This window comes from Microbacterium sp. LMC-P-041, assembly GCF_030209555.1.
Lineage (GTDB): Bacteria > Actinomycetota > Actinomycetes > Actinomycetales > Microbacteriaceae > Microbacterium.
This window is the reverse complement of record NZ_JARVRV010000004.1, coordinates 672,594-697,966: the sequence shown is the minus strand read 5'-3', so window position 1 is coordinate 697,966 and position 25,373 is coordinate 672,594. Positions and strand designations below refer to the sequence as shown.

General features: G+C 69.1%; 18 protein-coding genes. 11 read left to right on the top strand and 7 right to left on the bottom strand.

All coding sequences use genetic code 11. The annotated features are described in order from the left end of the window. Position 1: 1 nt before the first annotated feature. The gene (locus tag QRN21_RS09830) at positions 2 to 1,300 is read right to left on the bottom strand and encodes an MFS transporter (RefSeq protein ID WP_056276597.1); all 1,299 of its coding nucleotides are present in this window, start codon (positions 1,298 to 1,300) and stop codon (positions 2 to 4) included. A 137-nt stretch (positions 1,301 to 1,437) separates the two neighbouring features. Between QRN21_RS09830 and QRN21_RS09825 the strand changes: the two genes are divergently transcribed. Next, the gene (locus QRN21_RS09825) at positions 1,438 to 2,709 is read left to right on the top strand and encodes a TetR/AcrR family transcriptional regulator (RefSeq protein ID WP_285363857.1); all 1,272 of its coding nucleotides are present in this window, start codon (positions 1,438 to 1,440) and stop codon (positions 2,707 to 2,709) included. Between the two features lie 13 nt (positions 2,710 to 2,722). Here the strand turns inward: QRN21_RS09825 and recQ are convergent, their stop codons facing one another. Next, a complete protein-coding gene (gene recQ / locus QRN21_RS09820; protein WP_285363855.1) occupies positions 2,723 to 4,783 on the bottom strand; it encodes a DNA helicase RecQ in 2,061 nt (686 codons plus the stop codon). Between the two features lie 90 nt (positions 4,784 to 4,873). Between recQ and QRN21_RS09815 the strand changes: the two genes are divergently transcribed. Together QRN21_RS09815 and QRN21_RS09810 are read left to right on the top strand one after the other, a co-directional pair. Beyond that, on the top strand, positions 4,874 to 5,191 hold the full coding sequence (locus QRN21_RS09815) for a GNAT family N-acetyltransferase (RefSeq protein ID WP_187248901.1): 318 nt from the start codon (positions 4,874 to 4,876) through the stop codon (positions 5,189 to 5,191). Further along, complete coding sequence (locus QRN21_RS09810; RefSeq protein WP_053098645.1) at positions 5,191 to 6,108, top strand: pirin family protein; 918 nt, start codon at positions 5,191 to 5,193, stop codon at positions 6,106 to 6,108. The genes QRN21_RS09815 and QRN21_RS09810 overlap by 1 nt, the downstream gene beginning before the upstream one ends. Positions 6,109 to 6,234: 126 nt before the next feature. On the opposite strand, the gene QRN21_RS09805 is transcribed toward QRN21_RS09810, so the two are convergent. Then, positions 6,235 to 9,291: a S8 family peptidase gene (locus QRN21_RS09805; protein WP_285363852.1), complete on the bottom strand. Its 3,057-nt coding sequence runs from the start codon at positions 9,289 to 9,291 to the stop codon at positions 6,235 to 6,237. 145 nt (positions 9,292 to 9,436) lie between these two features. On the opposite strand from QRN21_RS09805, the gene QRN21_RS09800 reads away from it, so the two are divergent. The 5 genes from QRN21_RS09800 (at position 9,437) to QRN21_RS09780 (ending at position 14,167) form a co-directional block, all read left to right on the top strand. Continuing rightward, entirely contained in the window at positions 9,437 to 9,979 is a 543-nt protein-coding gene (locus tag QRN21_RS09800; RefSeq protein ID WP_056276581.1) for an ECF transporter S component, read from the top strand. A gap of 99 nt (positions 9,980 to 10,078) precedes the next feature. Next, entirely contained in the window at positions 10,079 to 11,830 is a 1,752-nt protein-coding gene (locus tag QRN21_RS09795) for an ABC transporter ATP-binding protein (RefSeq protein WP_285363851.1), read from the top strand. Next, positions 11,827 to 12,645 carry an energy-coupling factor transporter transmembrane component T gene (locus QRN21_RS09790; protein WP_285363850.1) on the top strand — a complete coding sequence of 273 codons (819 nt, stop codon included), beginning with the start codon at positions 11,827 to 11,829 and terminating at the stop codon, positions 12,643 to 12,645. The genes QRN21_RS09795 and QRN21_RS09790 overlap by 4 nt, the downstream gene beginning before the upstream one ends. Positions 12,646 to 12,656: 11 nt before the next feature. Further along, entirely contained in the window at positions 12,657 to 13,532 is an 876-nt protein-coding gene (locus QRN21_RS09785) for a siderophore-interacting protein (protein ID WP_285363849.1), read from the top strand. Beyond that, entirely contained in the window at positions 13,529 to 14,167 is a 639-nt protein-coding gene (locus QRN21_RS09780; RefSeq protein ID WP_285363848.1) for an ECF transporter S component, read from the top strand. Before QRN21_RS09785 ends, QRN21_RS09780 begins: the two co-directional genes overlap by 4 nt. 118 nt (positions 14,168 to 14,285) lie before the next feature. Here the strand turns inward: QRN21_RS09780 and QRN21_RS09775 are convergent, their stop codons facing one another. Both QRN21_RS09775 and QRN21_RS09770 read right to left on the bottom strand, forming a co-directional pair. Beyond that, the gene (locus QRN21_RS09775) at positions 14,286 to 15,449 is read right to left on the bottom strand and encodes an acyl-CoA dehydrogenase family protein (protein ID WP_053098639.1); all 1,164 of its coding nucleotides are present in this window, start codon (positions 15,447 to 15,449) and stop codon (positions 14,286 to 14,288) included. Positions 15,450 to 15,611: 162 nt separating this feature from the next. After that, on the bottom strand, positions 15,612 to 16,544 hold the full coding sequence (locus QRN21_RS09770; RefSeq protein WP_285363847.1) for a M15 family metallopeptidase: 933 nt from the start codon (positions 16,542 to 16,544) through the stop codon (positions 15,612 to 15,614). An 83-nt stretch (positions 16,545 to 16,627) separates the two neighbouring features. Here QRN21_RS09770 and QRN21_RS09765 point away from each other — a divergent pair, with 83 nt between their 5' ends. Together QRN21_RS09765 and QRN21_RS09760 are read left to right on the top strand one after the other, a co-directional pair. Further along, a complete protein-coding gene (locus QRN21_RS09765) occupies positions 16,628 to 17,689 on the top strand; it encodes an Rv2578c family radical SAM protein (RefSeq protein WP_072592194.1) in 1,062 nt (353 codons plus the stop codon). 64 nt (positions 17,690 to 17,753) lie between these two features. Beyond that, positions 17,754 to 18,293: a YaeQ family protein gene (locus tag QRN21_RS09760; RefSeq protein WP_285363846.1), complete on the top strand. Its 540-nt coding sequence runs from the start codon at positions 17,754 to 17,756 to the stop codon at positions 18,291 to 18,293. Between the two features lie 189 nt (positions 18,294 to 18,482). Here the strand turns inward: QRN21_RS09760 and QRN21_RS09755 are convergent, their stop codons facing one another. Continuing rightward, positions 18,483 to 20,828 carry a DEAD/DEAH box helicase gene (locus QRN21_RS09755; RefSeq protein ID WP_285363845.1) on the bottom strand — a complete coding sequence of 782 codons (2,346 nt, stop codon included), beginning with the start codon at positions 20,826 to 20,828 and terminating at the stop codon, positions 18,483 to 18,485. A gap of 292 nt (positions 20,829 to 21,120) precedes the next feature. Between QRN21_RS09755 and QRN21_RS09750 the strand changes: the two genes are divergently transcribed. Beyond that, positions 21,121 to 22,017: an aldose 1-epimerase family protein gene (locus QRN21_RS09750; RefSeq protein ID WP_285363844.1), complete on the top strand. Its 897-nt coding sequence runs from the start codon at positions 21,121 to 21,123 to the stop codon at positions 22,015 to 22,017. A gap of 112 nt (positions 22,018 to 22,129) precedes the next feature. On the opposite strand, the gene QRN21_RS09745 is transcribed toward QRN21_RS09750, so the two are convergent. Further along, a complete protein-coding gene (locus tag QRN21_RS09745; protein ID WP_285363843.1) occupies positions 22,130 to 25,360 on the bottom strand; it encodes an efflux RND transporter permease subunit in 3,231 nt (1,076 codons plus the stop codon). Positions 25,361 to 25,373 lie beyond the last annotated feature (13 nt).

Genomic DNA, 25,373 nt, shown 5'->3' with positions numbered 1-25,373 from the left:
GTCACTTGACTCCCTTGATGCGGTAAACGAGAACGGCGCCGGCGAGTGCGACGAGCGCTCCGAAGAGGTACCAGGTCGTGTAGCCGCCCAGCGGCGTCGCGGCGCCGAGAGCGATGATGCTCGGCGCGATGGCCGGGGCGATCGACTGGGGAAGGGCGTTGGCGATGTTGAGCACGCCGAGGTCCTTCGCCACGTCGTCGGGGTTGGGCAGCACTTCGGTCGCCAGCGCGAGATCGACCGACAGGAACGACCCGGCACCGAGTCCGATGATGGCCTGAGCGACGATGACGACGGCGATCGACGGAGCGATCGCGAGGATCACGAGGCCCACGACCATGATGACGCCGGCGATCGCGACGAACGGCCGGCGCTTGCCGATCTTGTCGGAGAGGAATCCGCCGAGCGGCGCGGAGATAGCCATCGCGGCCATGGAGGCGAGGTTGGCGATCAGGATCGTGCCGACTGCGCCCTGCTCGTCGAGCTGGAACTTGGTCACCAGGTAGAGCGGCAGGAAGGTGGCGATGCCCGCGTAGCCGAACATCACGAAGAACTTCGTGAGCCAGGTCCATCCGAAGTCGGGGTGCTTGCGGGGGTTGAACACGAACGAGCCGAAGAACGTGCCGACCGTGAAGCGCGTGGCGGGCTTCTCGGTGAGACGACGGTCCTTGAGGGTGAGCACGAACACGATGACGAGGATCAGCGCGATGGCACCGGGGACGAAGAAGCGCTCGAAGTCGCCGGGGAGGAAGTTGACGATGAAGCTGCCGGCGAGGATGCCGATGGGGGTCGTGATGCCGATGATGCCCGACACCTTGCCACGGCTCGAGACCGGCACCTGATCGGGCAGGGTCGCGTTGGCCGCCGCGAGCACGGCGTTCATGGATGCCTGCACGAGGCACCACGCGAGAAGAACGACGAGCACCGAGGTCGCGGCGCCGATGATCGCGAAGCCGCCGAGACCGACGATCGCACCGCCGAGGATCCAGGGGCGACGCATGCCCCACCGCGAGGTCGTGCGGTCGGAGAGGCGACCGACGAGGGGATTCGCGACGAGCGCGAAGGCCGCACCGACACCCATCACCAGTCCGAGGCTCGCCTCGGTGTTGGTGGGGTCGAGCCGCTGGATCTTGAAGGCCATCGACACCATCACCGGGGTGAGCAGGGCGAGGTAGACGCCGAAGTTCACGGCGGCGAGTCCGGGGGTGTAGCCACGGGGCGTCTTCAGCGGGGTGGTGCCGGGAACTTTGAAACCGGTCGTTCCTACGGCGGCCGCGGTGGCGGCCGATGACAGCTCTGTCACGGGTGGATCCTTTCGGGCAAGGTGCGCCGGTCATCTGCGACACGACGTGAGGATGACAATACCGGAATATCGACCGATTGGTAAGTGAATGTCTACCGATTGGTAATGAGAGAGAATGAGAGGGAAGGGTGGACGGGATGACGACAGCAGCCACGATGGGCTCGCGCCAGGCGCGCGCCGCGGCCACGCGTCAGCGGATCGTGGACGCGGCCCGAGAGCTCTTCGTCTCGAACGGATACCGTTCGACGTCCCTGCGCGACATCGCCGCCGCGGCATCCGTGAGCCATCCGGGGCTGCTCGGACATTTCGCGTCGAAGGACGACCTGCTCGCCGAGGTCGTCGCCGGTTTCGAGGACGACAACGAACGGGCATTCGACCTGCTCGCTGCGGCATCCGATTCCGGTGAACTGATCTTCGCGGACGTGGCTCGACGCAACGCGCGCACCCCCGGCTACCTCGAGCTCTTCGCCGCGCTCACCGGGGAAGCATCCGCCTCCGGACACCCGGCGCACGAGCGAATGCGCCAGCGGTATGCACGCCTGCACCGCCTCAGCACGGATGTCCTCGAAGATGCGGCGCTGCATGGGACGATCGGCGCCGACCGCGACGTCGCGGACGAGTCCGTGCGTCACAGCGCGGGCTGGGACGGGCTGCAGCTGATCTCTCAGTATCTGCCTGACCGGGTCGACGTCGTGCAGATGCTCGAGGAGCGCGAAGCCCTGTGGGCACTGCCCTACGGGTGGCGGGATGCCGACAGCCCCGACCCTTCTCCGACCGCTGCCGGCCCCCTGCCGCCGGTGTTCGGAGAGCCCGCCGTCGACGACTCCCCGGGATACGAGGTGGGACGGCGCCGCCGCGCGCAGATCCTCGCCGACGCCTCACGCCTGTTCTCCCAGGACGGCTACGGGGACACCAGTCTTCGGGACATCGCTCAGGCTGTCGGCGTCTCGAAGTCCACTCTGCTCCACCACTACCCGTCGAAGGAACTGCTGCTCAGCGCGGTGCTCTCCGAGCGCGACAGCGCGATCCGTGTGCGCAGCGAGTCCACCCATGCCGAGCGAGCCGCCGACGCGCTGCGCGCGATCCCGCTCGGAGCACGGGTGAGCGCACTCGACGAGCCCGGCCTCATCGAGGTCTACGCGGTGCTCTCCTGCGAAGCGGTGCCGGCCATGCACCCTGCGCACGACTACTTCGCCACGCGGTTCTCCCAGGCGATCGACTACTTCACCGAGCTGTTCCGTCTCGCCCGCATCGACGGCGATCTGCCCGAGCACCGCGACCCCGAGCACGAGGCGATCTGGCTGATCGCCCTGTGGGACGGCCTGCAGTACCAGTGGCTCTACGACCGCGGGGCCGTCGACGTCGGCGCCCACCTGCGCGCGCATCTCGAAGACGTGCTGCCGAGCTGAACGGCGCCCTGCGTCAGCCGGCCGCGATGACGGTGAGCACTCCCTCGCCGTAGGCATCCCGCTTCTTGGCGCCGATCCCCGTGATCCCGTCGAGGTCGGCCAGCGAAGCCGGACGATGCTCGGCGAGCGCACGCAGCGTCGCATCGCCGAAGACGATGTACGCCGGGACGCCCTGCTCGCGCGCCGTCTCGGCGCGCCACGCCCGCAGCGACTCGAAGAGCGGGCGGTCGGACTGATCGAGCGCGTCCGCCGCACTCGCCTTGCGTGCCCGCGGCGACGAAGCGGGGCGTCCGATCGTGTCCTTGCGCAACGGCACCGGGGTCTCGCCCTTCAGCACGCCGGCCGACTGCTCGCCCGGAGCGAGCGTGCCGTAGTCGCCCTGCGCCACGATGATCCCCCGTGCGAGCAGCTGGCGGACGACGCTGCGCCAGTCCTGGTCGGAGAGGTCGGCGCCGATTCCATAGGTCGCGAGCTTCTCGTGCCCCTGCTGACGGATGCGCTCGGTCGAGGCTCCGCGGAGGATGTCGATCAGATGCCCGGCTCCGAAGGCCTGATTGCGCTCGCGCTTGAGCCGCACGATCGTCGAGAGCAGCTTCTGTGCCGGGATCAGGCCGTCGAAGGTCTCGGTCTCGTCGAGGCACGTGTCGCAGTTGCCGCACGGCTGCGAGTCCTGCCCGAAGTAGCCGAGAAGGTTCTGGCGGCGGCACTCGACCGTCTCGCACAGCGCGAGCATCGCGTCGAGGTGCTGCCCCAGGCGCATCTTGAACGTGCGATCGCCCGGGCTCTGGTCGATCATGCGGCGCTGCTGCACCACGTCGCCCAGGCCATACGCCATCCAGGCGATCGACGGCTCGCCGTCACGGCCCGCGCGACCGGTCTCCTGGTAGTAGCCCTCGACGGACTTCGGCAGGTCGATGTGAGCGACGAAGCGCACATCGGGCTTGTCGATTCCCATGCCGAAGGCGATCGTCGCGACCATCACGACGCCGTCCTCGCGCAGGAACCGGGACTGGTTCTTCGCCCGCACCTCGGCCGGAAGACCGGCGTGATACGGCAGGGCGTCGAAGCCCTGAGCGGCGAGATAGGTCGCGGTCTGCTCGACGGACTTCCGGCTCAGCGCGTAGACGATGCCGACCGAGCCCTCGGGCTGCGCACGGATGAACGAGACGAGCTGCTTGCGCGGATCGACCTTGGGCACGATCCGATACTGGATGTTGGGCCGGTCGAAGCTGGCCACGTAGTGCTGGGCGGCGTCGAGACGCAGTCGCTCGGTGAGCTCCTTGTGCGTCGCCCGGGTGGCGGTGGCCGTGAGCGCCATGCGCGGTACACCGGGGAACCGCTCGCCCAGATCGCCGAGTGCGAGGTAGTCGGGGCGGAAGTCATGACCCCACTGCGACACGCAGTGCGCCTCGTCGATCGCGATGACGCTGAGCGTGCCGCGCTGCAGCAGGGCGGTCGTCTGCGGCGAGGACAGCCGCTCGGGGGCGACGTAGATGAGGTCGAGTTCGCCGGCGACGTACGCCCGTTCGACCTCGCGCCGCTCTTCGATCGCCTGGGTCGAGTTGAGATAGGCGGCGTTGACGCCGTTGGCCCGGAGCGCGTCGACCTGGTCGTGCATGAGAGCGATGAGCGGACTGATCACGAGCCCGGTGCCCTCACGCACGAGTGCGGGCACCTGATAGGTGACGCTCTTGCCGCCGCCGGTGGGCATGAGCACGACAGCGTCACCGCCCGAGATGACCTGATCGACGATCGCGGCCTGATCGCCGCGGAACTCGTCGTAGCCGAAGACCGTGTGCAGCGCCTCGGCCGCAGTCGCGTATCGGCTGGGGGCCGCCTGTCGCGCGGCCGTCGCCGTCACCCCGGGAGCAGACGAGCGTGCGGATGACCGCGCGGACGCCGATCCGACCGGTGTCACGGGGCCCTGGCCCCAGTCGAGCGGCGGCTCGTACCCGGCGCCCTGCGGCTCCCAGTCCATCGGCTCGGGCGGCTCGGAGGGCTCCCACCCTGCGCCGTCCCACGGCTCGTCGGCGTAGGGCAGATCCTCGTACGGGTCACGGGGAGTCTGCGGCATCCCTCCAGCGTAACGACCCCCGCCGACGTCGGCCGCGCCTGTGGACGCTCAGCGGGCGTAGGTTTGTGGCAGACGCCCGAAGGAGCCCCGATGACCGACATCACCGTCACCCGCAACGACGACGCCTCCCGCTACGAGATCCACTCGGATGAGACGCTCGCGGGCTTCGCCGAGTTCGAGCTGCGTCCGGGCGCGATCCGCTTCATCCACACCGAGATCGACCCCGCGTTCCAGGGTCAGGGACTCGCGGGGATCCTCGCTGAGCGCGCCCTGACGGATGCCGCGGCATCCCGCGACGCGATCGTGCCGCTCTGCCCGTACATCGCGAAGTACCTGACGACGCATGAGATCCCGGGCGCCGAGATCCGCTGGCCCAAGCGGCCCGGCGCTGCTCCGACGGAGGCGTGATGATCGGCGAACGACGCATCGTGCTCGAGCCACGCGAGGTGCCGCTCGGCGGGGTGCGCGGGATGAACGTGCTGCGCGTGCTGCCGCATCGCAACCTCCCGACCATCGGGGCGTGGTGCTTCCTCGACCGGTTCGGCCCCGCCGACACCAGGATGCGGGTCGAACCGCATCCGCACATCGGTCTGCAGACCGTGACCTGGCCGCTGGTCGGAGAGATCCGTCACCGGGACTCGGTCGGCAGCGACGCCGACCTCCGCAGGGGCCAGCTGAACCTCATGACCGCCGGCAACGGCATCTCGCATTCGGAGTACTCGATCGGCGATGATCCGATCCCCCTCGACGCCCTGCAGTTCTGGGTGGTGCTGCCCGAGAGCGCACGGCACGGCGCTGCCGGTTTCGAACGGCACACCGAGCTGCCACAGCTGCCGCTCCCTGCCGACGAGGGTCAGGATGCCACCGCCACCGTCGTCCTCGGCGAGTTCGCCGGCACCTCATCGCCCGCCACCGTGCACACCCCGATCGTCGGCGCGGAGATCCGGATCCCCGCGGGCGCTCGTCTGCACCTGCCCTTGCGTTCGGGATGGGAGCATGGCCTCATGCTCGTCGAGGGTGATGCCGTCGTCGCCACGCACGGGATGTCGTCGAACGACATGCTGTACCTCGGCGACTCGAGGGACTCGGTCGAGGTGTCCAGCGCACAGGGAGCGCTGCTGTTCCTCATCGGCGGCGAGCCCTTCGAGGACGAGATCGTCATGTGGTGGAACTTCGCCGGACGCACGCACGAGGAGATCGTCGAGGCTCGCACCGAATGGGAGGCGGCCTCCGCGCGGTTCGGTGTCGTCGAAGGGCACGACGTCCGCATCCCCGCTCCGCCTCTTCCCGACGTGCGGCTGATGCCGCGCGGCCGCAAGATCTGACGGCTCTGACTGCGACACCGCGCCCCGCGCGCGACGCGACGCGGCCTCGACGCGGCCCCGACGATGCGGCGACCGCACGCGACGGCGCCCCGCGCTCCGAAGAGCACGGGGCGCCGGCGCTGATCGCTACTGCGCGTCGACCGTCACGATCGTGCGCACGGCGGACTCGCCGTACTGCACGAGGCCGAGGTACCGGGTGCCGGCGGTGAGGCCGGTCCAGCTCAGCTCGTAGCTCGTCGCCTGGCCGCGGACGGCCTCGATCGGGTTCGGGGTCGCGGTGAACGCCCCTTCGCCCTCGGGCTGCACGTTGGCGTAGGTCATGTCCCACGTCATCGGGGCCGAGGTCGAGTAGACGTTCGCGACCACCAGGTAGGTGCCCGCCGTCGGAGCCGGGAGTGTGACCTGCTCATCCGCCGAACCGGTCGCCGACTGCCAGCGCTCGTAGTAGCGCAGGTCGTCGGCGCTCACGACCCGGTAGACGGTCAGGTCGAGGTCGCTGCCCGCGTCATCCGACGAGTCGAGGTCGAAGCGCGAGAGCGTCGTGCCCTCCGGCACGTCGACGATCCACGACACGTCCTTGTTCTCGTCGCCCGACGCCTCATCGCCCGAGTGTCCGACGACACGGCCGTCGGGGTCCTCCAGCAGGGTGAACGGCGTGAGTCCCGAGAGCCCGAGCGCCAGAGCACCGTCGACGCCGGGGGTGATCTCGACCGTGGTCGCCCCCTCGACCCCGGTGCCCTCGACCTCGGCCGGCGCGTCGGCCGTCACGGGGAAGACCGCGATCGGCGAGCGCACCGAGTTGCTCTTGCTCGTCCAGGTGAGCGACCCGGTCGCCCACTGCTCGACGGGAGCGCTCTGGTTGTCGAACGTGACCGTGTAGGTCGCGGTCTGGCCGGGCTTGGTGAACTTCAGCGTCGAGGGCTCGACGGTCACGTCGACGCCGGGCAGATCGACGGATGCCGTGAACGTGCCCTTCTCGGTCGCCGTGACCGTGCGGGTGACGCTCTGCGCGCTCGCGAGCGATCCGATCGAGAACGATGCGATGTTCAGGTCGCTGCCGTCGATCGGCTCGACGCCGTCGAACTCCGCCAGACCCTTGCCCTCGAGGAACGCGGCCCAGTCGGGCACGTCGTTCAGGTAGAGCAGGCCCGGGTTGAAGTAGCGCTTCGGGTCGACCTGGCCCGCACCCTGCTGGAACGGGTCCTTGTTGGCCGAGCCGTCGGGGTTCACCGTGTCGTAGGCGGTCGTCATCATGGCCGACTTGACCTCAGCCGGCTTCGCGTTGGGACGCTCGCCGAGATACAGCGCCGCGAGACCGGCGATGTGCGGTGACGCCATCGACGTGCCCGACAGGATGCCGAAGGTCGGCGCCTCTCCGGGCCCGTTCTGCGTGGCCGCGAGGATCGCGACGCCGGGGGCTGCGATGTCGGGCTTCATGATGTCGCTGCCGTCGGCGAGCATCGGGCCACGGCTCGAGAAGCCGGCGATCTGCGGCACCGGGGTCACGACACCGGTCGTGTTCTCGCCGACGAGCGTGATCGGGCGATCGGCGCCGCCCTGCACATAGGCGAGCACGGCTGCGCGATGCACGGACGAGAGGTGCACGGTGGGCACCGCGTGGAAGTCGTTGTCGAGCGAGTCCGCACCACCGGGCACGTTCACGAGCACGACGCCCATGCCACCGGCATCCTTCACGACCTGCGACTTCTCGGCGCGGGCGTTGCCCCCGCGGTCGCAGACCACGATGTGACCCGTGACCTTCGCCGCATCCAGCGTGCCCGGAAGGCACAGCGCGGCATCGGCGGCAGCCTGTCCGGCAGCCGGCGCGTCACCCGCGTAGATCGACGGCCCGGTGACGGTCGTGCCGAACGGCACGCTCACCGATGCGCCGGCCTGGGCGAAGCCGTCGAACTGCACGGTGCCCTCCCACGTCGGGATCGTCGATGCCGCGACCGTGGTGTACCAGGGGGAGGCGTGGTCGGCGGTGACGGAGTCGGGACCGTCGTTGCCGGCGCTCGTGGCGACGAAGACGCCGGCTGCCGCCGCGTTGAAGAACGCGATGTCCTCGGGGGCGAGCACGGTGGATGCCGCTCCGCCGCCGATCGAGTAGTTGATCACGTCGACGCCGTCGGCGACCGCCTGGTCGATGGCGGCGATCAGGTCGCTGCCCGCGCAGATGTCATCGGTGGTGACGGCCTCATCGGGCCCGACGTAGCAGGCCTTGTAGGCGGCGACCTTGGCTCCGGGGGCGACCCCCGAGATCTTGCCGAAGTCGACGTCCTCGATCGAGGCCTTCACGCCGAAGTTGCCGGCCGCCGTGCTCGCGGTGTGCGAACCGTGGCCGTCGCCGTCGCGCGGCGAGAGGTAGTCGTACTGGAAGTCGAATCCGGCCGCCTCGGCGCCGGTGTAGAAGTACTGGGCTCCGATGAGCTTCGACGAGTAGTCGCCCTTGTCCCACTCCTGAGCCTCGACCATCGTGCTCTGGAACTGGCCGCCGTCGGACTTGTCGAAGTAGACGAAGGTGCCGTCGGTGTACGGCTGACCGCCCTTGTGGCGCTTGTCGTTCTTCGGCTGCTTCTTGAGCTTCTTGCCCTCGAAGGAGGGGTGCTCGGGAGCGATGCCCGTGTCGATGACACCCACGACCACGCCCTCGCCGGCCTTGTCGACGCCGCCGGTCTGCTGCCAGACGCCGCCACGCCCCTTCTTGTCATCGCCGAGACCGAGGAAGTCCGTCGAGGTCTGCGCGTCGGGGTGACGGATGAAGTCGGGGTAGACGTCGTACACGTCCTTCGACGCACGCAGCTTGTCGACCTGCGCGCCCGTGAGCTCGGCGCTGAAGCCGTTGAGCACGACCTGGTAGCTGATCTCGGGAGTGACTCCCGCCTCCTGCGCGACCGTCTGCTGCTCGGCCTCGAGGTGCTGCACGTAGCGCTGCGAATCCTGCGACTGCGTCTCGAGCTGCTCGCCTTCGGCGGGCTTGGTGGCCTTGAGCCCGTTGACGTCGCCGGTGTAGCTCGCGAGCGGATCGGACTTCAGCACGACGATGTAGTGACCGGGCGTGCCGTCGACCGGAGTGGGGTTTGTCACCTCCTCCGTGCCTGCGTAGCCTGCGGTTGCCGTCGATGCGATGAACAGCGTTGCCAGGGTGGTGGCCGCTGCCATCCGGAGGGGTGTTCGACCCATGTGCTTCTCCCGATGATCACGGTGCGACTGCGGTGCCGCACCGCCGTTCAAGCTACGCCCGGCTTCCGTCCACACACCAGGGTCGGGGATTATTCCTGGACGAACGGCCAGCCGTGTCGACAATGGTCGACAGTAGGCTGGAGGGGTGGCCCCCTCCCCCGTTCTGACGACCCGCGTGCTGCTGGTCTGCGCCGCGATCGGCGTCGCCACGGGCATCCTCGGGGGGATCGCGGGGCTCATCACGCCGGTCGTCATCGTGGGCGCTCCGTATCTCTACGGACTCGTGCTCGGCTCGCACGTGCTGCCGGGGATCATCGCTCAGGAGGTGCTGCGCCGCCCCTTCGTGGCCCTCGTCACGCACGTGTTCGCCGCCCTCATCTCGAGCGCGTTCAACCCGGCCTGGACGCTGCGCTTCATCGGCACCGCGCTGCTGTTCGGGGCGATCCAGGAGGGCATCGCCGCGCTCACCCGCTACCGCTCCTGGGGCCCTTGGCGCTTCTTCATCTCCGCAGCGATCATCGGGGTCATCGTGGCCGTCGTGGTGTTCTTCGCCGTCGACCTCGCGACCTTCCCGCTGTGGGCGGAGATCTCCTACCTCGTGATCGCGGTGCTCGGTCCGATCGCGTGGACCGCAGCAGGACTCGCGATCGGATCTTCTCTCAGCCGCGCAGGCGTCGCTCGGCGCTGATCACGGCGTCCGACCCTTCCGAGCCGTCCGGCCTGTGCAGATCAGGTAAGGCTCAGCTAAGTTAGAACGGTACCGATCCGCTGAAACCGGGGTTATGCCGTGCGCTCATCTGCGCCTCTCCTCCGCGTGCGTGACCTCTCGATCACCCACGCCGATGCTGTGCACCCCTCGCCGCGGGACGTCACCTTCGACATCGATGCCGGCGAGGTGGTGCTGCTGCTCGGCCCTTCGGGTTCGGGCAAGTCGACGCTCACGCTCGCGCTCAACGGGCTGATCCCGCACGCCGTGCCCGCGACCATGACGGGATCGGTCGAGGCCGGCGGAGTCAGCACGGCGGATGCCGACACCGCATCGCTGAGCACCCACGTCGCGATGGTCTTCCAGGACCCGGACGCCCAGATCGTCACCGGCACGGTCTACGACGAGGTCGCCTTCGGCCCCGAGAACCTGCTGCTGTCGCTCGACGAGGTGCGCACGAGGACCGAAGACGCACTGCGCCGTGTCGGCCTGTGGGAGCGGCGCGATGAGAACCCCGATCGCCTGTCCGGCGGCGGGCGTCAGCGTCTCGCGATCGCGTGCGCGCTGGCGATGGGGTCGCCCCTGATCGTGCTCGATGAACCGACCGCGAACCTCGATCCGCAGGGCATCGACGACGTCTACGCCGCACTGACCGACGTCATCGCAGCGGGCGACCGCGGCATCCTGCTCGTCGAGCACAATCTCGACGCCGCGATGGGGTTCCTGACCCGCACGATCGTGCTCGACCGCGCAGGGCGGGTCGTCTTCGACGGGCCACCGGCCCGGATCATCCGGGAGCACGCGGCGGAGCTCGTCGAGATGGGTGTCTGGCTGCCTGCGGCGACACTCGCGGCGCTGCGGATGCGGGATGCCGGAACACTGCATCTCGACGACCTTCCATTGACACCCGAGGAGCTCGCCGCGGCACTGGCGGCGGCATCCGCCACTCCTGACCCGTCCGGTGTGCAGGACCACGGCACGGATGCAGGACCGGATACCGCTGTCTCCTCCGGCATCCGTGCGTCGGTCCTGCAGACGCACGAAGGAATGACGGATGCGGCAGACCGTGCAGCCACTCCGATCGTCCGCGCCCGCGGGCTGACGGTTCGTCGTCACCGCACGGAGATCCTGCACGGCATCGACCTCGACATCGAGGCGGGAACCCTGACGGCGATCGTCGGGACCAACGGCGCCGGAAAGACCACCCTTCTGCAGGCGCTCGCCGGTGTCGTCCCGCCGCCCCGGCGGCAGGTCACGGTCGACGGCATGGACCCCGGGTCGGCCTCGCCGCGCGAGCTCTCGAGCCGCATCGGGTTCGTGTTCCAGAACCCGGAGCACCAGTTCATCGCGCACACCGTGTTCGACGAGCTCGCGCACGGACTTCGGCTGCGGCACACCTCGGATGCCGAGACGCGCGAGCGCGTCGACGCCATGCTGATGCGCTTCGGCCTCGAGGCGAAGGCCGATGTGCATCCGTTCCTGCTCTCGGGCGGCGAGAAGCGCCGCCTCTCGGTCGGCACGGCCCTGATCACCCGCCCGCGGGTGCTCGCCCTCGACGAACCGACCTTCGGCCAGGATCGTGCACGGGCGTCCGAGCTCCTCACTCTGCTGCACGACCTGCGTGACGAGGGGACGACGATCGTCATCGTGACCCATGACCTGCAGCTCGTCGCCGAGCACACGTCGCACACGGTGATCCTGAAAGACGGTCGCGTGCACGCTGCCGACCGCACCGACGCGCTCTTCGCCGACGAGACGCCGTTCGTCGAGGCGGGGCTCCGCCTTCCGGCGCTGCAGCGCGTGCTCGCCGCAGCGGGACGGGCGATCGCATGACCGCCCACGCCTTCGACCCGTATGCCGCGATGTCGGCATCGTCTCGGCGCCAGTTCCTGTATGCGCTCAATCCGCTGGCGAAGGTCGCGGGAGTCGCCCCGGCCATGGTGCTGCTGATCTTCGTGCGCGACCTCGCCACGCCCGCCGCCTTCCTGGCACTGTCGCTCGCGCTGATCTTCCTCGGATCGCGGGTGACCTGGCGCATCGCCGCGGTGCTGTTCCTCGCACTCCCGATCGGCATGATCGCCATCGGGCTCGGGTTCTCGCTGTGGGTCGACGCCGAGATCGTGCGCGACACCGCTGCCGTGGTGCAGCTCGGCGACTGGACGCTGCGCGAGGGCGCCCTCGCGATCGGCTTCGCCACGGCTCTGCGGCTCGGCGCGATCGTCTCCCTCGCACTCATCGGCGGCCTGACCACGACCGGCCCCGACCTCGTGCGCGCCAGCGTGCAGCAGCTGCGGGTGCCCTACCGCATCGGCTACACGGCCCTGGCCGCGTTCCGCTTCGTGCCGCGCTTCGGGCACGAGCTCGCGGTGATCAGAGCCGCGCATCGCGTGCGAGGGCACCACGGGGGCAGCAGTCCCTTCGCGCGCATCGCTCGCGGCTGGGGATACATCGTTCCGCTGCTCGCGGGTGCGATCCGCCACGCCGAGCGCGTGGCCCTGGCCATGGACTCGCGGGCCTTCGGCGCGCACTCGACGCGCACCGAGAGGCACCTCGTGCCATTCCGCATCCGAGACACCGTCTTCATCGTCGCCTCGATCGCCGCATCCGCCGCGATCTTCATGCTCTTCTTCCCCTGGCAGCTGCCCTGAAAGGCGCCCGCATGGCATACAGCAGACTGGTCAAGCCCGAGACCGCCGAACTCCTCCATCTCAGCGTGCTGCGCACCGAGCGCCTCTCCGAGCACTGGATGAGGGTCACGCTCGGAGGCGGTGAGATCGAGAAGTTCCGCCCGATGGGCTTCGACCAGTGGTTCCGCCTGTTCCTGCCGATCGGCGGCGATGCGGGGCTCGACCGCGTTCCCGCGAAGGCGAACAAGATGTTCGGATACCTCAGGTTCCTGCGGATCCCCGACGGCGAGCGCCCGGTCATGCGCAACTACAGCGTGCGCGCGTACCGGGCGGCCACCGCCGAGTCGGGCGCCGAGATCGACGTCGACTTCGTGCTGCACGGGTCTGCGGCCGACGGCACGGCCGGCCCCGCGTCACGCTGGGCGGAGACCTGCGAACCCGGCGAGCACGTGCTCATCATCGACGAGGGCCTCACGTTCAACCCGCAGCGCGGAACGGATCGCGTGGTGCTGGTCGGCGATGAGACGGCGCTCCCCGCGATCGCCTCGATCTGCGCGTCACTGCCTGCGGACGCGACGGGAACGGCGATCATCGAGGTGCCGTCCGAGGCCGACGCTCTGGATTTCCCGCACCCCGCCGGCGTCGAGATCATCTGGCTCGCGCGGCCGCACGAGTTCGACCCCGGGTCGTTCGCCCTCGCCCGGCTGCGCGAGCTGACACTGCCGGCAGCGCCGTTCCACGCGTACGCCGCGGGCGAGCAGTCGCTGGCCTCGGGTGCACGCAAGCATCTCGTCGGCGAGCGCGGTGTCGACAAGAACGACGTGAGCTTCTGCGGCTACTGGAAGATCGGCGCGGCCTCGCCCACCTCGAAGGCGGCCCGCGAGGCTGCGGCGGAGCCCCTCGCATGAACGGCGCGGATGCTGTGAACGGTGCGGGGTCGGAAACGCACCGCGAATCGGGCTCCGAGGTGCAGAATCGACCCCGCACCGGCGGCGGACGCTCGCGATTCCGCATCCCGACGGCGATCCTGCTGACGTGCGCGGCACTCGGAGTCGCCGGTGGCGCGCTCCTCGCCCCGGCGAACTGGATCTCGACGATCCTCTTCCCCGGCCTGCCCTTCGTGAGCGTGGCGCTGGCCGGCCTCTGGCTGCTCCCCTCGGTGATCGCCCTCCGCCTGCTGCGGCGCCCACTCGTCGGCCTGCTGGTGGGCCTGCTGGCCGGGCTCGTGATCGTGCCGTTCTCGGGCTACGGCTTCAGCAGCGTGGCCACCAACCTCTGGTGGGCGGCGTTCACCGAGCTGCCGTTCCTGTTCGTCCTCTGGCGCTACTGGGGAACCTGGCTGCACTACCTCGGGGCACTGATCGTCGGCATCGTCTACCCGATCCTCGCCTGGGCCTCGTTCGATCTCGGCAGCTTCGGGCTTCCCCTCCAGATCACCTTCTTCGCCGTGACCCTCGGCAGCTGCCTCGGCGCCACCGCACTCGGCATCCTCATCGCCGATCGGCTGCGCAAGGCCGGCGTCGGTGGCCGGCTGCCCCGCTGACCCGCGCTGGCTCGTGTCCGCCTGCGCGCCTGCAGGCCCGTTTCCTGCGGTCAGCCGTGCCATCGACAGGAGAAGGGCCCCGGATGCCGGCATCCGGGGCCCTTCTCTGAGAGGTTCGTCAGCGCTTGCCGACGATCTGGCGGCCGACGAGGTCGCGCATGATCTCGTTCGTGCCGCCGTAGATGCGGTGCACGCGGGCGTCGGTGAAGGCGCGGGCGATCGGGTACTCCATGATGTAGCCGTAGCCGCCGTGCAGCTGCACACCCGTGTCGAGCACCTCCCACTCGCGCTCGGTCGCCCAGAACTTGACCTTCGCAGCGTCCTCGGCGGTGAGGGTGCTGTTCTTGTAGGCGAGCAGCGCACGGTCGATGTACGCCCACATCGCGTCGGTGGTCGCCGCCATGTCGGCGAGCCGGAAGCGGGTGTTCTGGAAGTCGGCGATGCGCTCACCGAACGCCTCACGGTCCTTCGTGTAGGCGACGGTCCAGTCGAGGGCGGCCTGGGCGGCAGCGGCCGCGGCCACGCCGATCGACAGCCGCTCGAGCGGCAGGTTCAGCATCAGTTGGATGAAGCCCTGCCCCTCCTTGCCGCTGATGAGGTTCTCGTCGGGGATGAACACGTCGGTGAAGCTGAGCTCGGCCGTGTCCCAGCCGTGGAAGCCCATCTTGCTGAGCTTCTTGCCCTGATCGAAGCCCTCCATGCCCTTCTCGACGAGCAGCAGGCTGAACGCGTCGGGACGGTTGCCCTCACCGGTCTTGACGAAGGTCACCACGACGTCGGCCGTCGAGCCCGACGAGATGAACGTCTTGGCGCCGTTGAGGATGTAGCCCCCGTCGACCTTCTTCGCGTTGGTCTTGATGCCGCGCAGGTCCGAGCCCGCGCCGGGGTCGGTCATGGCGAGCGCACCGAGCACCTCGCCCGTGGCCATGCGGGGCAGCCACTTCTCCTTCTGCTCCTGCGTGCCCATGTGCACGAGGTAGGGCACGGCGAGGTCGTCCTGGATGCCGAAGGCACCGGCGAGCGACCCTGCTCCGGAAGCGATGACCTCCTCCATGACGATGGTGCGGAAGCGGTAGTCCTGCAGCATGCCGGCACCGCCGAACTCCTCGGGGACGGACAGTCCGATCAGACCGGCCTCGCCTGCGGCCAGCATCGTCGCCCGGTCGATCTCACCCGCGGCATCCCACCGCTCGATGGCCTCGTTGTTCACGTGGCGCTTGACGAAGTCCTTGACGAGGTCGCGGAAGGCCTCGTGATCCTCTTCGTAGATGTCGCGTTCCATTGCGTCCTCCCGAACGTTCGTGCGTCATTGCTCCGGCGATTCTATGCCGGGTCGCCGACACACGACAGCTCGTTGTGAGAATGCATCCCACAATCCGTGAGACTCGGTACCGCGATTGTCGGATGCCGCAATGCGGTCGCACACGCGCCGCTGTCACTGCACTCAGTGGGCGTAATCAGGGGCCGCGGGGAGCCCGAAGAACTCCTCCAGCGTGTGATACCCGCCGTGGTGATACGCCGCCGCGAGCTCGCGTCCGAGATATCGCAGGTGCCAGGGCTCGGGCTTGTATCCGGTGATGCCGGAGCCGACCTGCTCGTAGCGCACGATGAAGCCGTACTCCCAGGCGTTCGCCGCGATCCACTCCCCCTGCACCGTCGCGCCGAACGACTCGATGGCTCCGCACGACGAATCGCACGCCACGAGATCGAGCGCCAGCCCCGTCTGATGCTCGCTGTGACCGGCACGCGCCGACGAGGCGTCCGCTCCCGCCTGCCCGCTGTTGCGCACATGCGAGGCGTGGGTCACGACCTGCAGCTCATACGATCGGTAGCCATTGTTCGCTCCGATGCGCCCCGCGCCCTCGGCGGCCGCCGCATCCGCCATCTCTCCGACCGCCGCGGCGACGTCCGTCCGCGCCTGACCGGAGCGGGTGGTCATCTGCAGCGGAAGGTCGGCGAGCGCCGACGGCGCGAAGGAGACCGGAGCGAGCGGACGCGCCTTGTTGACGACGACCCAGACGTGAGCCGGGTCGTCGAGCGCGATGCAGGGTGCGTTGCCCGCCACGACAGCGGAACGGAAGCCCTCGCCACCCCCGAAGCCGGCGATGATCGCCGCATCGTCGGCGACGGCTATCGCCTCGAGCACGCTCGGCTCCGAACACGGATCGGCAGCGGTGGTCGCACCGACCTCGACCGCCGGCACCTCCTGCACGACGGACGGCTGCGGCATCGCCAGCTCGTCGGTCGTCTCGGCCACCGGCGCACCGGCCAGCGACAGCAGGACGCCGATCGCCGTCGCCGCGAGACCGATGGGCAGTGCGGGTCCGCGGATCGGGGAGCGCGGCGCCGCATGCTGAGGCTGCGGCGGGAAGAACATGCTTCCATTGTCCCTCATGTCCATTCGAACAGAATTCACACGCTCGGTTGACGGAGTATCGTCTTTATGTTCGAATGGATGACATGCGGTGGCAAGGACAGAAACTCGGTGACGTCGACGCCGCTGCGCTGCCCGGCCTCGAAGATCGCTCCAGCGTGCTCCGCACGGTGACCACGCCGGAGTTCGCAGGCATGACGTTCCATGAGGTGCTGTCGAAGTCGGCCCTCAACCATGTGCCCGGCGCATCTCGCATGCCGTTCGCCTGGACCATCAATCCATACCGCGGGTGCAGCCATGCCTGCGTCTACTGCTTCGCCCGAGGAACGCACGAGTATCTCGATCTCGACGGCGGATCGGACTTCGATTCGCAGATCGTCGTGAAGGTCAACGTCGTCGAGGTGCTGCAGAAGGAGCTGCGTCGCGGCAGCTGGGAGCACGAGACGGTCGCTCTGGGCACGAACACCGATCCGTATCAGCGCGCCGAGGGTCGGTACAAGCTGATGCCGGGGATCATCGATGCCCTCGCGACGTCGGGCACACCGATGTCGATCCTCACCAAAGGCACCCTGATCAGGCGCGACATCCCGCTGCTGGTGCGGGCGGCGCAGCGCGTTCCCGTCGACATCCAGATGTCCATCGCGATGTACGACGACGATCTGCAGAAGGCGATCGAACCCGGGACTCCGACGACCCAGGCACGGCTCGACACGGTACGCGCACTGCGGGATGCCGGCTTCCGCGTCACCGTCTTCCTGATGCCGATCATGCCCCACATGACCGACTCGGTCGAGGCGATCGACACCGCCCTGCGGCGCATCAAGGAGGCCGGAGCGAGCCGCGTGATCTACGGCGCCCTGCACCTGCGCGCCGGAGTGAAGCCCTGGTTCATGCAGTGGCTCGAGGGTTTCCGCCCCGACCTCGTGTCGTCGTATCGCGGGTTGTACCCCGGAGTCTCCGCCGAGGCGCCGAAGGGCTACCGCCAATGGCTCGCGAAGCGAGCACGGCCGCTGATCAGACTGCACGGACTCGATGGGCAGCACGAGGACGACTACCCCGTGCGCGGCATCCGGGCTTCTGCACCGCACGGGAGGCCGGCGCCCGCATTCACGCCAGCGCCCGCCCCCGCACAGCCGATGCTGTTCTGAACGCCGGTCCGGTGGAGCGTCGGAGGTCGGGAAGCCACCCCCGGGGCGCGTAGGCTCGAGCGTTATGGCTACCGGCTCCACGATGCACACGTTCGACGTCCAGTTGGCCGACATGGATCGCGGTGTCTACGACGACTACTCGCTGCGCGTGGCGCGGCATCCGTCCGAGACCGACGCCTACATGCTGACCCGCGTGCTCGCCTATGGACTCGAGTTCACCGAGGGCATCGCATTCGGCGGCGGCATCTCGCAGACCGATGAGCCCGCCGTGCTGGTGCGCGACCTCACCGGGAAGACGACGGCGTGGATCGAAGTCGGCGCCCCCGATGCAGAGCGCCTCCACTACGGCAGCCGCCTCGCCGAGCGCACCGTCGTCTATACGCACCGCGACCCCGCGAAGGTCATGGCGCCGTGGGCCGACAAGCGCATCCACCGCTCCGAGGACCTCCGGGTCTACAGCTTCGATCCCGGCTTCATCGACTCCGCGGCACCGCTCATCGCACGCCGCAACACGATGACGCTCACCGTGACCGAGCAGGTGCTCTACCTCGACCTCAACGGCACGACACTGACCACGGCCATCCACGAGCACGAGCTCGGCTGAGCCGCCGCTCGGAAGGAGATCACGCGCTCCGTAGGAGCGATCCGACGCGTCAGTCCTTCGGAGTGAGAGATCTCCTTCGCAGGACGCGCACCCGACCGCACCGCGCATCCCTGTGCCGCAGATCGGCCGAGCAAACGACGAAGGCCCCGCCGCCGCGAATGCGGGAGCGAGGCCTTCGAACGTGACGGATCAGGCCGTGAGGTCGGCGGCGGTCGGCACGCGACCGGCGATCTCCTCGATCAGGTCGTCGTCGATGCGCGCGTTCTCGAATGGCGCGTCGATCTCCGCACGCTCCAGCAGCTCGGTCATGCGACGCTGGCGCTGACGCGTGATGAGCGTGACGACGCGTCCCGAGCGACCGGCGCGGCCGGTGCGGCCTGAACGGTGCAGGTACGTCTTGTACTCGTCAGGAGCGTCGGCCTGCACGACCAGGTCGATGTCGTCGACGTGGATTCCGCGGGCGGCGACGTCGGTGGCGACGAGCACGTTCACGCGACCCGACGTCAGGCGCTCCAGGTTGCGCGTGCGCTTGGCCTGGTTGAGGTCACCGTGCAGCGAGACCGCGGGGATGCCGGCGTCGTCGAACTGCTCGGCGAGCATGTCGGCGTAGGCGCGGGTGCGGGCGAAGACCAGGGTCTTGCCGTCGCGGTCGACGAGCGAGGTGAGGATCTCGGCCTTGTCGCGGTGCTCGATCACGAGCACACGGTGCTCGATGGTGCTCGAGTCCTGATCTTCACCGGCGACCTCGTAGACGGCCGGGTCGACGAGGAACTCGTCGACGAGTGCCGCGACCTCACGGTCGAGCGTGGCCGAGAAGAGGAGCTTCTGGCTGCCGTCGGCCGTGTGACGCAGGATGCGCTGCACGGGCTCGACGAATCCGAGCTCGCACATGTGGTCGGCCTCGTCGAGCACCGCGATGCGGCAGTCGGAGAGGTCGAGCTTGCCCTGGTTGATGAGGTCCTCGACACGACCGGGGGTGCCGATGACGATGTCGACGCCCTTCTTCAGCGCACCCACCTGACGGCCCTGCGGGACGCCACCGTAGATCTGCGTGGTGAACAGGCCGACGCTGCGGGCGATCGGCTGGATGGTCCGGTCGATCTGCAGTGCGAGCTCGCGCGTGGGAGCGAGGATGATCGCGCGCGGCGAGCGGCCGAACTCACGGCGCTTGCCCGCCTGCGACTGCAGCACGCGCTCGACGAGCGGTGCGCCGAAGGCGATGGTCTTGCCTGAGCCGGTGCGGCCACGGGCGAGGACGTCGCGCCCCTCGAGCACGGCCGGGATGCTGGCCGCCTGGATGGGGAACGGAGTCGCCGCTCCCATGCCGACGAGGGTCTCGACGATGTTGGATCCGAGACCCAGGTCGCCGAAGGTCACACCGTCGACCTCGACCGCCGCGACGGACTTGGCCTCGAGGCGCTCGTGCACGACGTCGTCCGTCGGCTCGAACTTCTTGGCGGGTGCCGCGCTCGATGTGGCGTTCCAGTCGTTACGGCTGGGTCGCTCATTGCGCGACGGCCGCCCGCGGGTGTCTGACGTCAGCGGGCGGGGACGATCGGTGCGGTACGCGCCACCGGTCGAGGGACGCGAACGCTCGTCACGCCCACCCTCGATCGACCGCTGCGTGCGGTCGCGGTCGAAGGCACGGCGTGCGCGGTCGGCGTCGTAGGAACGCTCGGCGCCGCGGTCATCGCGACGCGGGCCCGCGCCACGGTCGTCACGACGCGGGCGGTCGTCACGGTCGAAGCGGGGACGCTCGGATTCCGCGCGGTCGAAGCGCGGACGCTCGGTGCGGTCGCCCGAACGCGGCGAGCGGTCGTCGCGGTTGAAGCGCGGACGCTCGGATGCGCCGCGGTCGTCGCGCTGCGGGCGCTCGTCACGGGAGAAGCGCTGACCACCGCGATCGTCGCGGAAGCCGCCGGAGCGCTGGTCACGGCCCGGACGTCCGCCATCGCGGTGATCGTTGTCGCGGAAGCCCTGGCGCTGCGTGCCCGCACCGCGGTCGTCGCGGCGCGGACGCTCGTCGCGCTGGCCGCCGCGCTCATCGCGGTACGTACCGGGGCCGGTCGGACGCTGGCCGCCGCGGTCATCGCGACGCGGACGGTCGAAGCCCGTGGAGGAACGGTCGTTGTAGCGGGGGCGCTCGGCACGATCGTCGAAGCGCGGACGCTCGGAACCGCCGCGGTGCGGTGCCTCGCGGCGACCCGACTCCGCACGGTTGCGGATGCCACGGGCCTCATCGCGACCCGCGCGCTCCTGCGAGGACCAGCGCTGCTTGGGTGCGCCCTCTTCTGCGGGACGGTAGCCGCGGTGGCTGGCGCTGCGGCTGCCGGGACGACGGTCGACGCCGGCCGCCGGGGTGCGCCGCTCGCCGGCATCCGCTCGTCCGCCCCGCACGTCGCGGGAATCGCGGGTGTCGCGAGCGCTGTCGCGCCCACCGGCGTGGCGGTCGTGGAACGAGGTCTTGTTCGCGCCGTAGCGCGGCTCGAAGTTGGCGGAGGGGCGTCCGCCGCGGGGCTTCTTGTTCTTGGGCATGGGTGTGTCCTTCTGAGTTCTCGCACGAGAACAGCGCCGCGCACACGCGCGAGCACCCAGCGCCGGATCGGATGCGATCGGACGGGGTTCCGGACTGTCAGCGGCCGGGGCCATTCATGTGATGGTTGATTAGCGTCGAGCGACGCTCACCATCGGCCCCTGGACTCACACTTCTTACACAAAAACGTCCGCGCCATGCGCGGGTGTCCGAAGCCGACCCATCAAGTGTAGCGGTCGCACCTGAAAAACCGCCCAGCCCCATCGCGGATGCTGCTCGCCATACGATTGCGGAGTGAACTCCGCATCCCCCACCGGCACACAGGTGCACCTCCAGCTCGGCGACGTCAGCGCTCAGATCGCGCAGGTCGGCGCATCCCTCCGCTCGCTCCGCATCGGATCCGTCGATCTGATCGCCCCGTATCCACTCGACTCGCCGACCCCTTCCTGCTCGGGCGTCGTGCTCACGCCCTGGCCGAATCGCGTCAGGGATGGAGCCTGGAACGACGAGGGCACCGAGCGGCAGCTCGCGATCACCGAGCCGAAGTTCATGAACGCCAGCCACGGGCTGCTGCGATTCACGGCCTACGCGATCGAGGAGACGGCGTCGGCGACGACGCTGAGCGCCACGATCGTGCCGCAGACGGGCTACCCCTATCTCGTCGAGACCAGTGTCACCTACGTGCTGCGTGCCGACGGGATCGACGTCACGCACGCGCTGACCAACCGTTCCGCCACTGCGGCACCGGTGGCACTCGGCACGCATCCGTTCGTGACGATCGGCGACGTCGACCCGCACGAGCTCGTGCTGCGGGTGCCGGCGCAGACCGCGTTCGACACGGACGAGCGCATGCTCCCCACGGGCACGCACCCGGCGGATGCCGCGCTGCGCGACGGAGTGCGCATCGGCGATGTGAGCCTCGACACCGGATTCACCGACCTCGACCGTGATGCCGACGGGCTGGTCCGGCACTCGCTGACCGCCCCCGACGGTCGGCGACTCACCCTCTGGCAGGGCGCCGGGTTCGACTTCGTGCAGGTCTACACGACCGACAAGTACCCGGGCCAGTCCCTCGCGGTGGCGATCGAGCCCATGACCGCGCCCGCCGACGCGCTGAACAGCGGTGTCGGCCTGCGCCGCCTCGCCCCCGGTGAGACCTGGACCCTCGACTGGGGCATCACGCTCGACTGAGCTCGGCGGCGCCCGCTTCACAACTCCGCCGGAAACGGCTGACGCCCGCCCGGAATGAAGTTCCGGGCGGGCGTCAGACTCCGTCGTGCGGAGGACGGGACGGCGAGGGCGACTACTCGCCGCGCTCGCGCAGCTCCCGGCGCGTCAGCTGATTCGCGTGCGGCAGCGACGAACCCGATTCCGCCGAGCCCGATTCCGACATGCCCGCGCCGGCCAGCGCCAGATCGCCCGAAGGACGAGGGCCGTCCGAGGGGTCCGAGTCGCCGTTCGGTGCAGAGCCGTCGTCGCCCGACCCCGCCTTGCGGGCGCGTCGCCGCTCCTTCGCACCCTCGACCAGGTTGTAGAGCGTCGGCAGAACGATCAGCGTCAGAACGGTCGATGAGATGAGTCCACCGATCACGACGATGGCGAGCGGCTGCGAGATGAACCCGCCGTGCCCGGTGATGCCGAGTGCCATCGGGGTGAGCGCGAAGATCGTCGCCAGCGCCGTCATGAGGATCGGACGCAGACGCTTCTCGCCACCGGCCTTCACCGCATCGATCGTCGACAGCCCCTTCTCGCGATACTGGTTGACGAGGTCGATGAGCACGATCGCGTTGGTCACGACGATGCCGATGAGCATCAGCACACCGATCAGCGAGGCGACGCCGAGCGGCACACCCGTGACGATCTGCAGCAGGATCGCGCCCGTGGCCGCGAACGGCACAGAGACGAGCAGCAGCAGCGGCTGACGCAGCGACTTGAACGTCGCGACCATCACGACGTAGACGATCAGGATCGCGGCGAGCATGGCGAGCCCGAGCTGCGAGAACGAGTCGGCCTGCTGCGAGGCGACACCGCCCACCTCGGCCGACGCGCCGTCAGGCAGGTCGACCGCGGCCAGCGCCTCGGTGACCGACTGGGTCGCCACGGCGAGGTTGTCGGATGCCGGGGGCACCGTGATCGTGGCGGTGCGGCGTCCCTGCTCGGTGGTGATGGAGGTCGGGCCGTTGCGCTCCTCGACGGTCGCGATGTCCTGCAGCTGCACCACACCGGTGGCACTCGGGATGGTGAGCTCACGAAGCGCCTGCGCGGTGGCGGGCGGCTCGGATGCGGCGAGGTAGATCGTCAGCGCGGTGTCGTCGATCTCGACCGTGCCCACCTGCTGGGGGCGCATCGTGTTCGAGACGATGGATCCGACGGCGACCTCCGACAGTCCACGCTGCGCGGCGGCGTCGCGGTCGACGACCACGGCCAGGTACGGCAGAGCCGCAGCGAGGTTGTCGGTGACCTGTCCGATGCCGTCCCGACCGTCGAGCTCGTCCACCACGGCGGTGGTGGCGGTCTGCAGGTCTTCGGAGTCGGATGCCGAGACGGTGATCTCGATGTCGCTCGAGCCGAGTCCGGCGGAGGCGGCGACCGACACCTCGCCGACATCGGTCAGCCCCTCGATCGCGTCCTGGACGTCGGCTCGGAGCTTCTCCTGGTCGGCATCCGCGTCGGTGAGCACCGAGTAGGTCACGCCCGCTCCGCCCGAGAACGCGTCACGCAGGGCGGATCCGCTCGAGCCGACCGAGGCCTGCACGTGGGTGATGCCGTCGATGTCGAGCAGTGCGTCCTCGACGGCGATCGCCGCCTCCGACTTGGTCTCCAGGCTCGCGGTCGGGCCGAGGTCCTGCGTCACCGTCATGGTGTTCTGACCGGAGTCGCTGAGGAAGTTGATCTTCATGAGCGGTGCGGCGGCGAGCGTCGCACCGAGCACCACGACGGCGAGCACGACGGTCAGGCCGGAGTGCTTCAGCGTCCAGCCGAGGATCGGACGGTAGCCCTTCTGCAATCGCGTCGGCGGAGCGTCCGGGTCCTCCGGGTCGATCTGCACGCCGTTCTCATCGAGCAGCGGCTTGCCCGGGCGGAGGAACCAGTACGCGAGCACCGGCACGATGGTCAGCGAGACCAGCAGTGACGCGACCATCGCGATCGACACGGTCATGGCGAACGGCCGGAACAGCTCGCCGACCATGTCGCCGACGAACACGATGGGCAGGAAGACGGCGACCGTCGTGATGGTCGAGGATGTGACCGCCATCGCCACCTCGCGCACCGCCAGACGGATGGCGTCTCCCTTGTCGGCATCCCCCACGTAATGGCGTTTGATGTTCTCGATCACGACGATCGAGTCGTCGACCACACGGCCGATCGCGATCGTGAGCGCGCCGAGGGTGAGGATGTTCAGCGAGTAGCCGAACGCCTGCAGCCCGATGAAGGTGATGAGCACGCTGGTGGGGATCGAGATCGCCGTGACGAGCGTCGAGCGGATCGACAGCAGGAACACGAGGATGACGATCACGGCGAAGACGAGTCCGAGCAGGCCCTCGGTGGCGAGCGTCTCGATGGACTGCTGGATGAACGGAGCCTGGTCGAAGATGATCGTGAACTCGGCGTCGGGGAAGGCCTCGCCGATCGTGTCGAGCGCGGCGATGACACCCTGCGACACCTCGACGGTGTTCGCGGCCGGCAGCTTGGTGATCGAGATCGAGAGGGCGTCCTTGCCGTCGACGCGCGAGATCGACGAGATGGGGTCGCTCTCCTGCACCACCGTGGCGACGTCGCCGATGCTCTCGGTGGTGCCGACGAGCGGCAGCGCCGCGAGTTCATCGACCGAGGTGATCTTCGCACCGGTCTGGACGGTGAGCGTCTGGCCGTTCTCGGTGATGTCGCCGCCGGGGAACAGCGTGCCGTTCTGCTGCAGCGCCGTGGTGATGGCCTGCGTGCTCTGACCGATCGCCGCCAGCTTCGCGACGTCGGGTGTGATCGTGATGCGCTGGCCGACGCCGCCGATGATCTCCGCGGCGTTGACCCCGTCGACGTCTTCGAGTTCGGGGATCGCGACGCTCTGCAGCTCGGCCTGTGCGTTCTCGGCGTCCTCGAAGCCGGTCACGGCGACCTGGATCACCGGGAAGTCATCGATCGACACCGTCAGCACCTGCGGGCTCACGTCTTCCGGCAGCTGCCCCGAAATGCGGTTGATCGCCTGCTGGATCTTCTGCTCGGCGGTCGCGAGGTTGGTGCCGTAGGCGAAGGTGGCCTGCACGATCGAGGCGTTCGTCGTGCTCGTGGCGGTCGTGCCCTCGAGGCCGGGGACACCCTGGATCGCCGACTCGATGGGGGTCGAGACGTCGTTCTCGACGACCTCGGGCGAGGCGCCGGGGTAGGTCGTCATGACCATCAGGTTGGGCAGCTCGAGCGACGGGATGAGCTCCTGCTTGAGGTTCGTCAGAGCGAGCCCGCCGAACACGGCGGCGACGATCGTGATCAACGCGATCAGTGCGCGGTTCTTCAGACTCAGGACGGCGAGGTTCGACAAGGCGGATTCTCTC

Coding starts and splice junctions, on each gene's coding strand:
- QRN21_RS09825 (WP_285363857.1), top strand. CDS start 1,438: ATGACGACAGCAGCCACGATGGGCTCGCGCCAGGCGCGCGCCGCGGCC.
- recQ (WP_285363855.1), bottom strand. CDS start 4,783: ATGCCGCAGACTCCCCGTGACCCGTACGAGGATCTGCCCTACGCCGAC.
- QRN21_RS09815 (WP_187248901.1), top strand. CDS start 4,874: ATGACCGACATCACCGTCACCCGCAACGACGACGCCTCCCGCTACGAG.
- QRN21_RS09810 (WP_053098645.1), top strand. CDS start 5,191: ATGATCGGCGAACGACGCATCGTGCTCGAGCCACGCGAGGTGCCGCTC.
- QRN21_RS09805 (WP_285363852.1), bottom strand. CDS start 9,291: ATGGGTCGAACACCCCTCCGGATGGCAGCGGCCACCACCCTGGCAACG.
- QRN21_RS09790 (WP_285363850.1), top strand. CDS start 11,827: ATGACCGCCCACGCCTTCGACCCGTATGCCGCGATGTCGGCATCGTCT.
- QRN21_RS09785 (WP_285363849.1), top strand. CDS start 12,657: ATGGCATACAGCAGACTGGTCAAGCCCGAGACCGCCGAACTCCTCCAT.
- QRN21_RS09780 (WP_285363848.1), top strand. CDS start 13,529: ATGAACGGCGCGGATGCTGTGAACGGTGCGGGGTCGGAAACGCACCGC.
- QRN21_RS09775 (WP_053098639.1), bottom strand. CDS start 15,449: ATGGAACGCGACATCTACGAAGAGGATCACGAGGCCTTCCGCGACCTC.
- QRN21_RS09770 (WP_285363847.1), bottom strand. CDS start 16,544: ATGTTCTTCCCGCCGCAGCCTCAGCATGCGGCGCCGCGCTCCCCGATC.
- QRN21_RS09765 (WP_072592194.1), top strand. CDS start 16,628: ATGCGGTGGCAAGGACAGAAACTCGGTGACGTCGACGCCGCTGCGCTG.
- QRN21_RS09760 (WP_285363846.1), top strand. CDS start 17,754: ATGGCTACCGGCTCCACGATGCACACGTTCGACGTCCAGTTGGCCGAC.
- QRN21_RS09755 (WP_285363845.1), bottom strand. CDS start 20,828: ATGCCCAAGAACAAGAAGCCCCGCGGCGGACGCCCCTCCGCCAACTTC.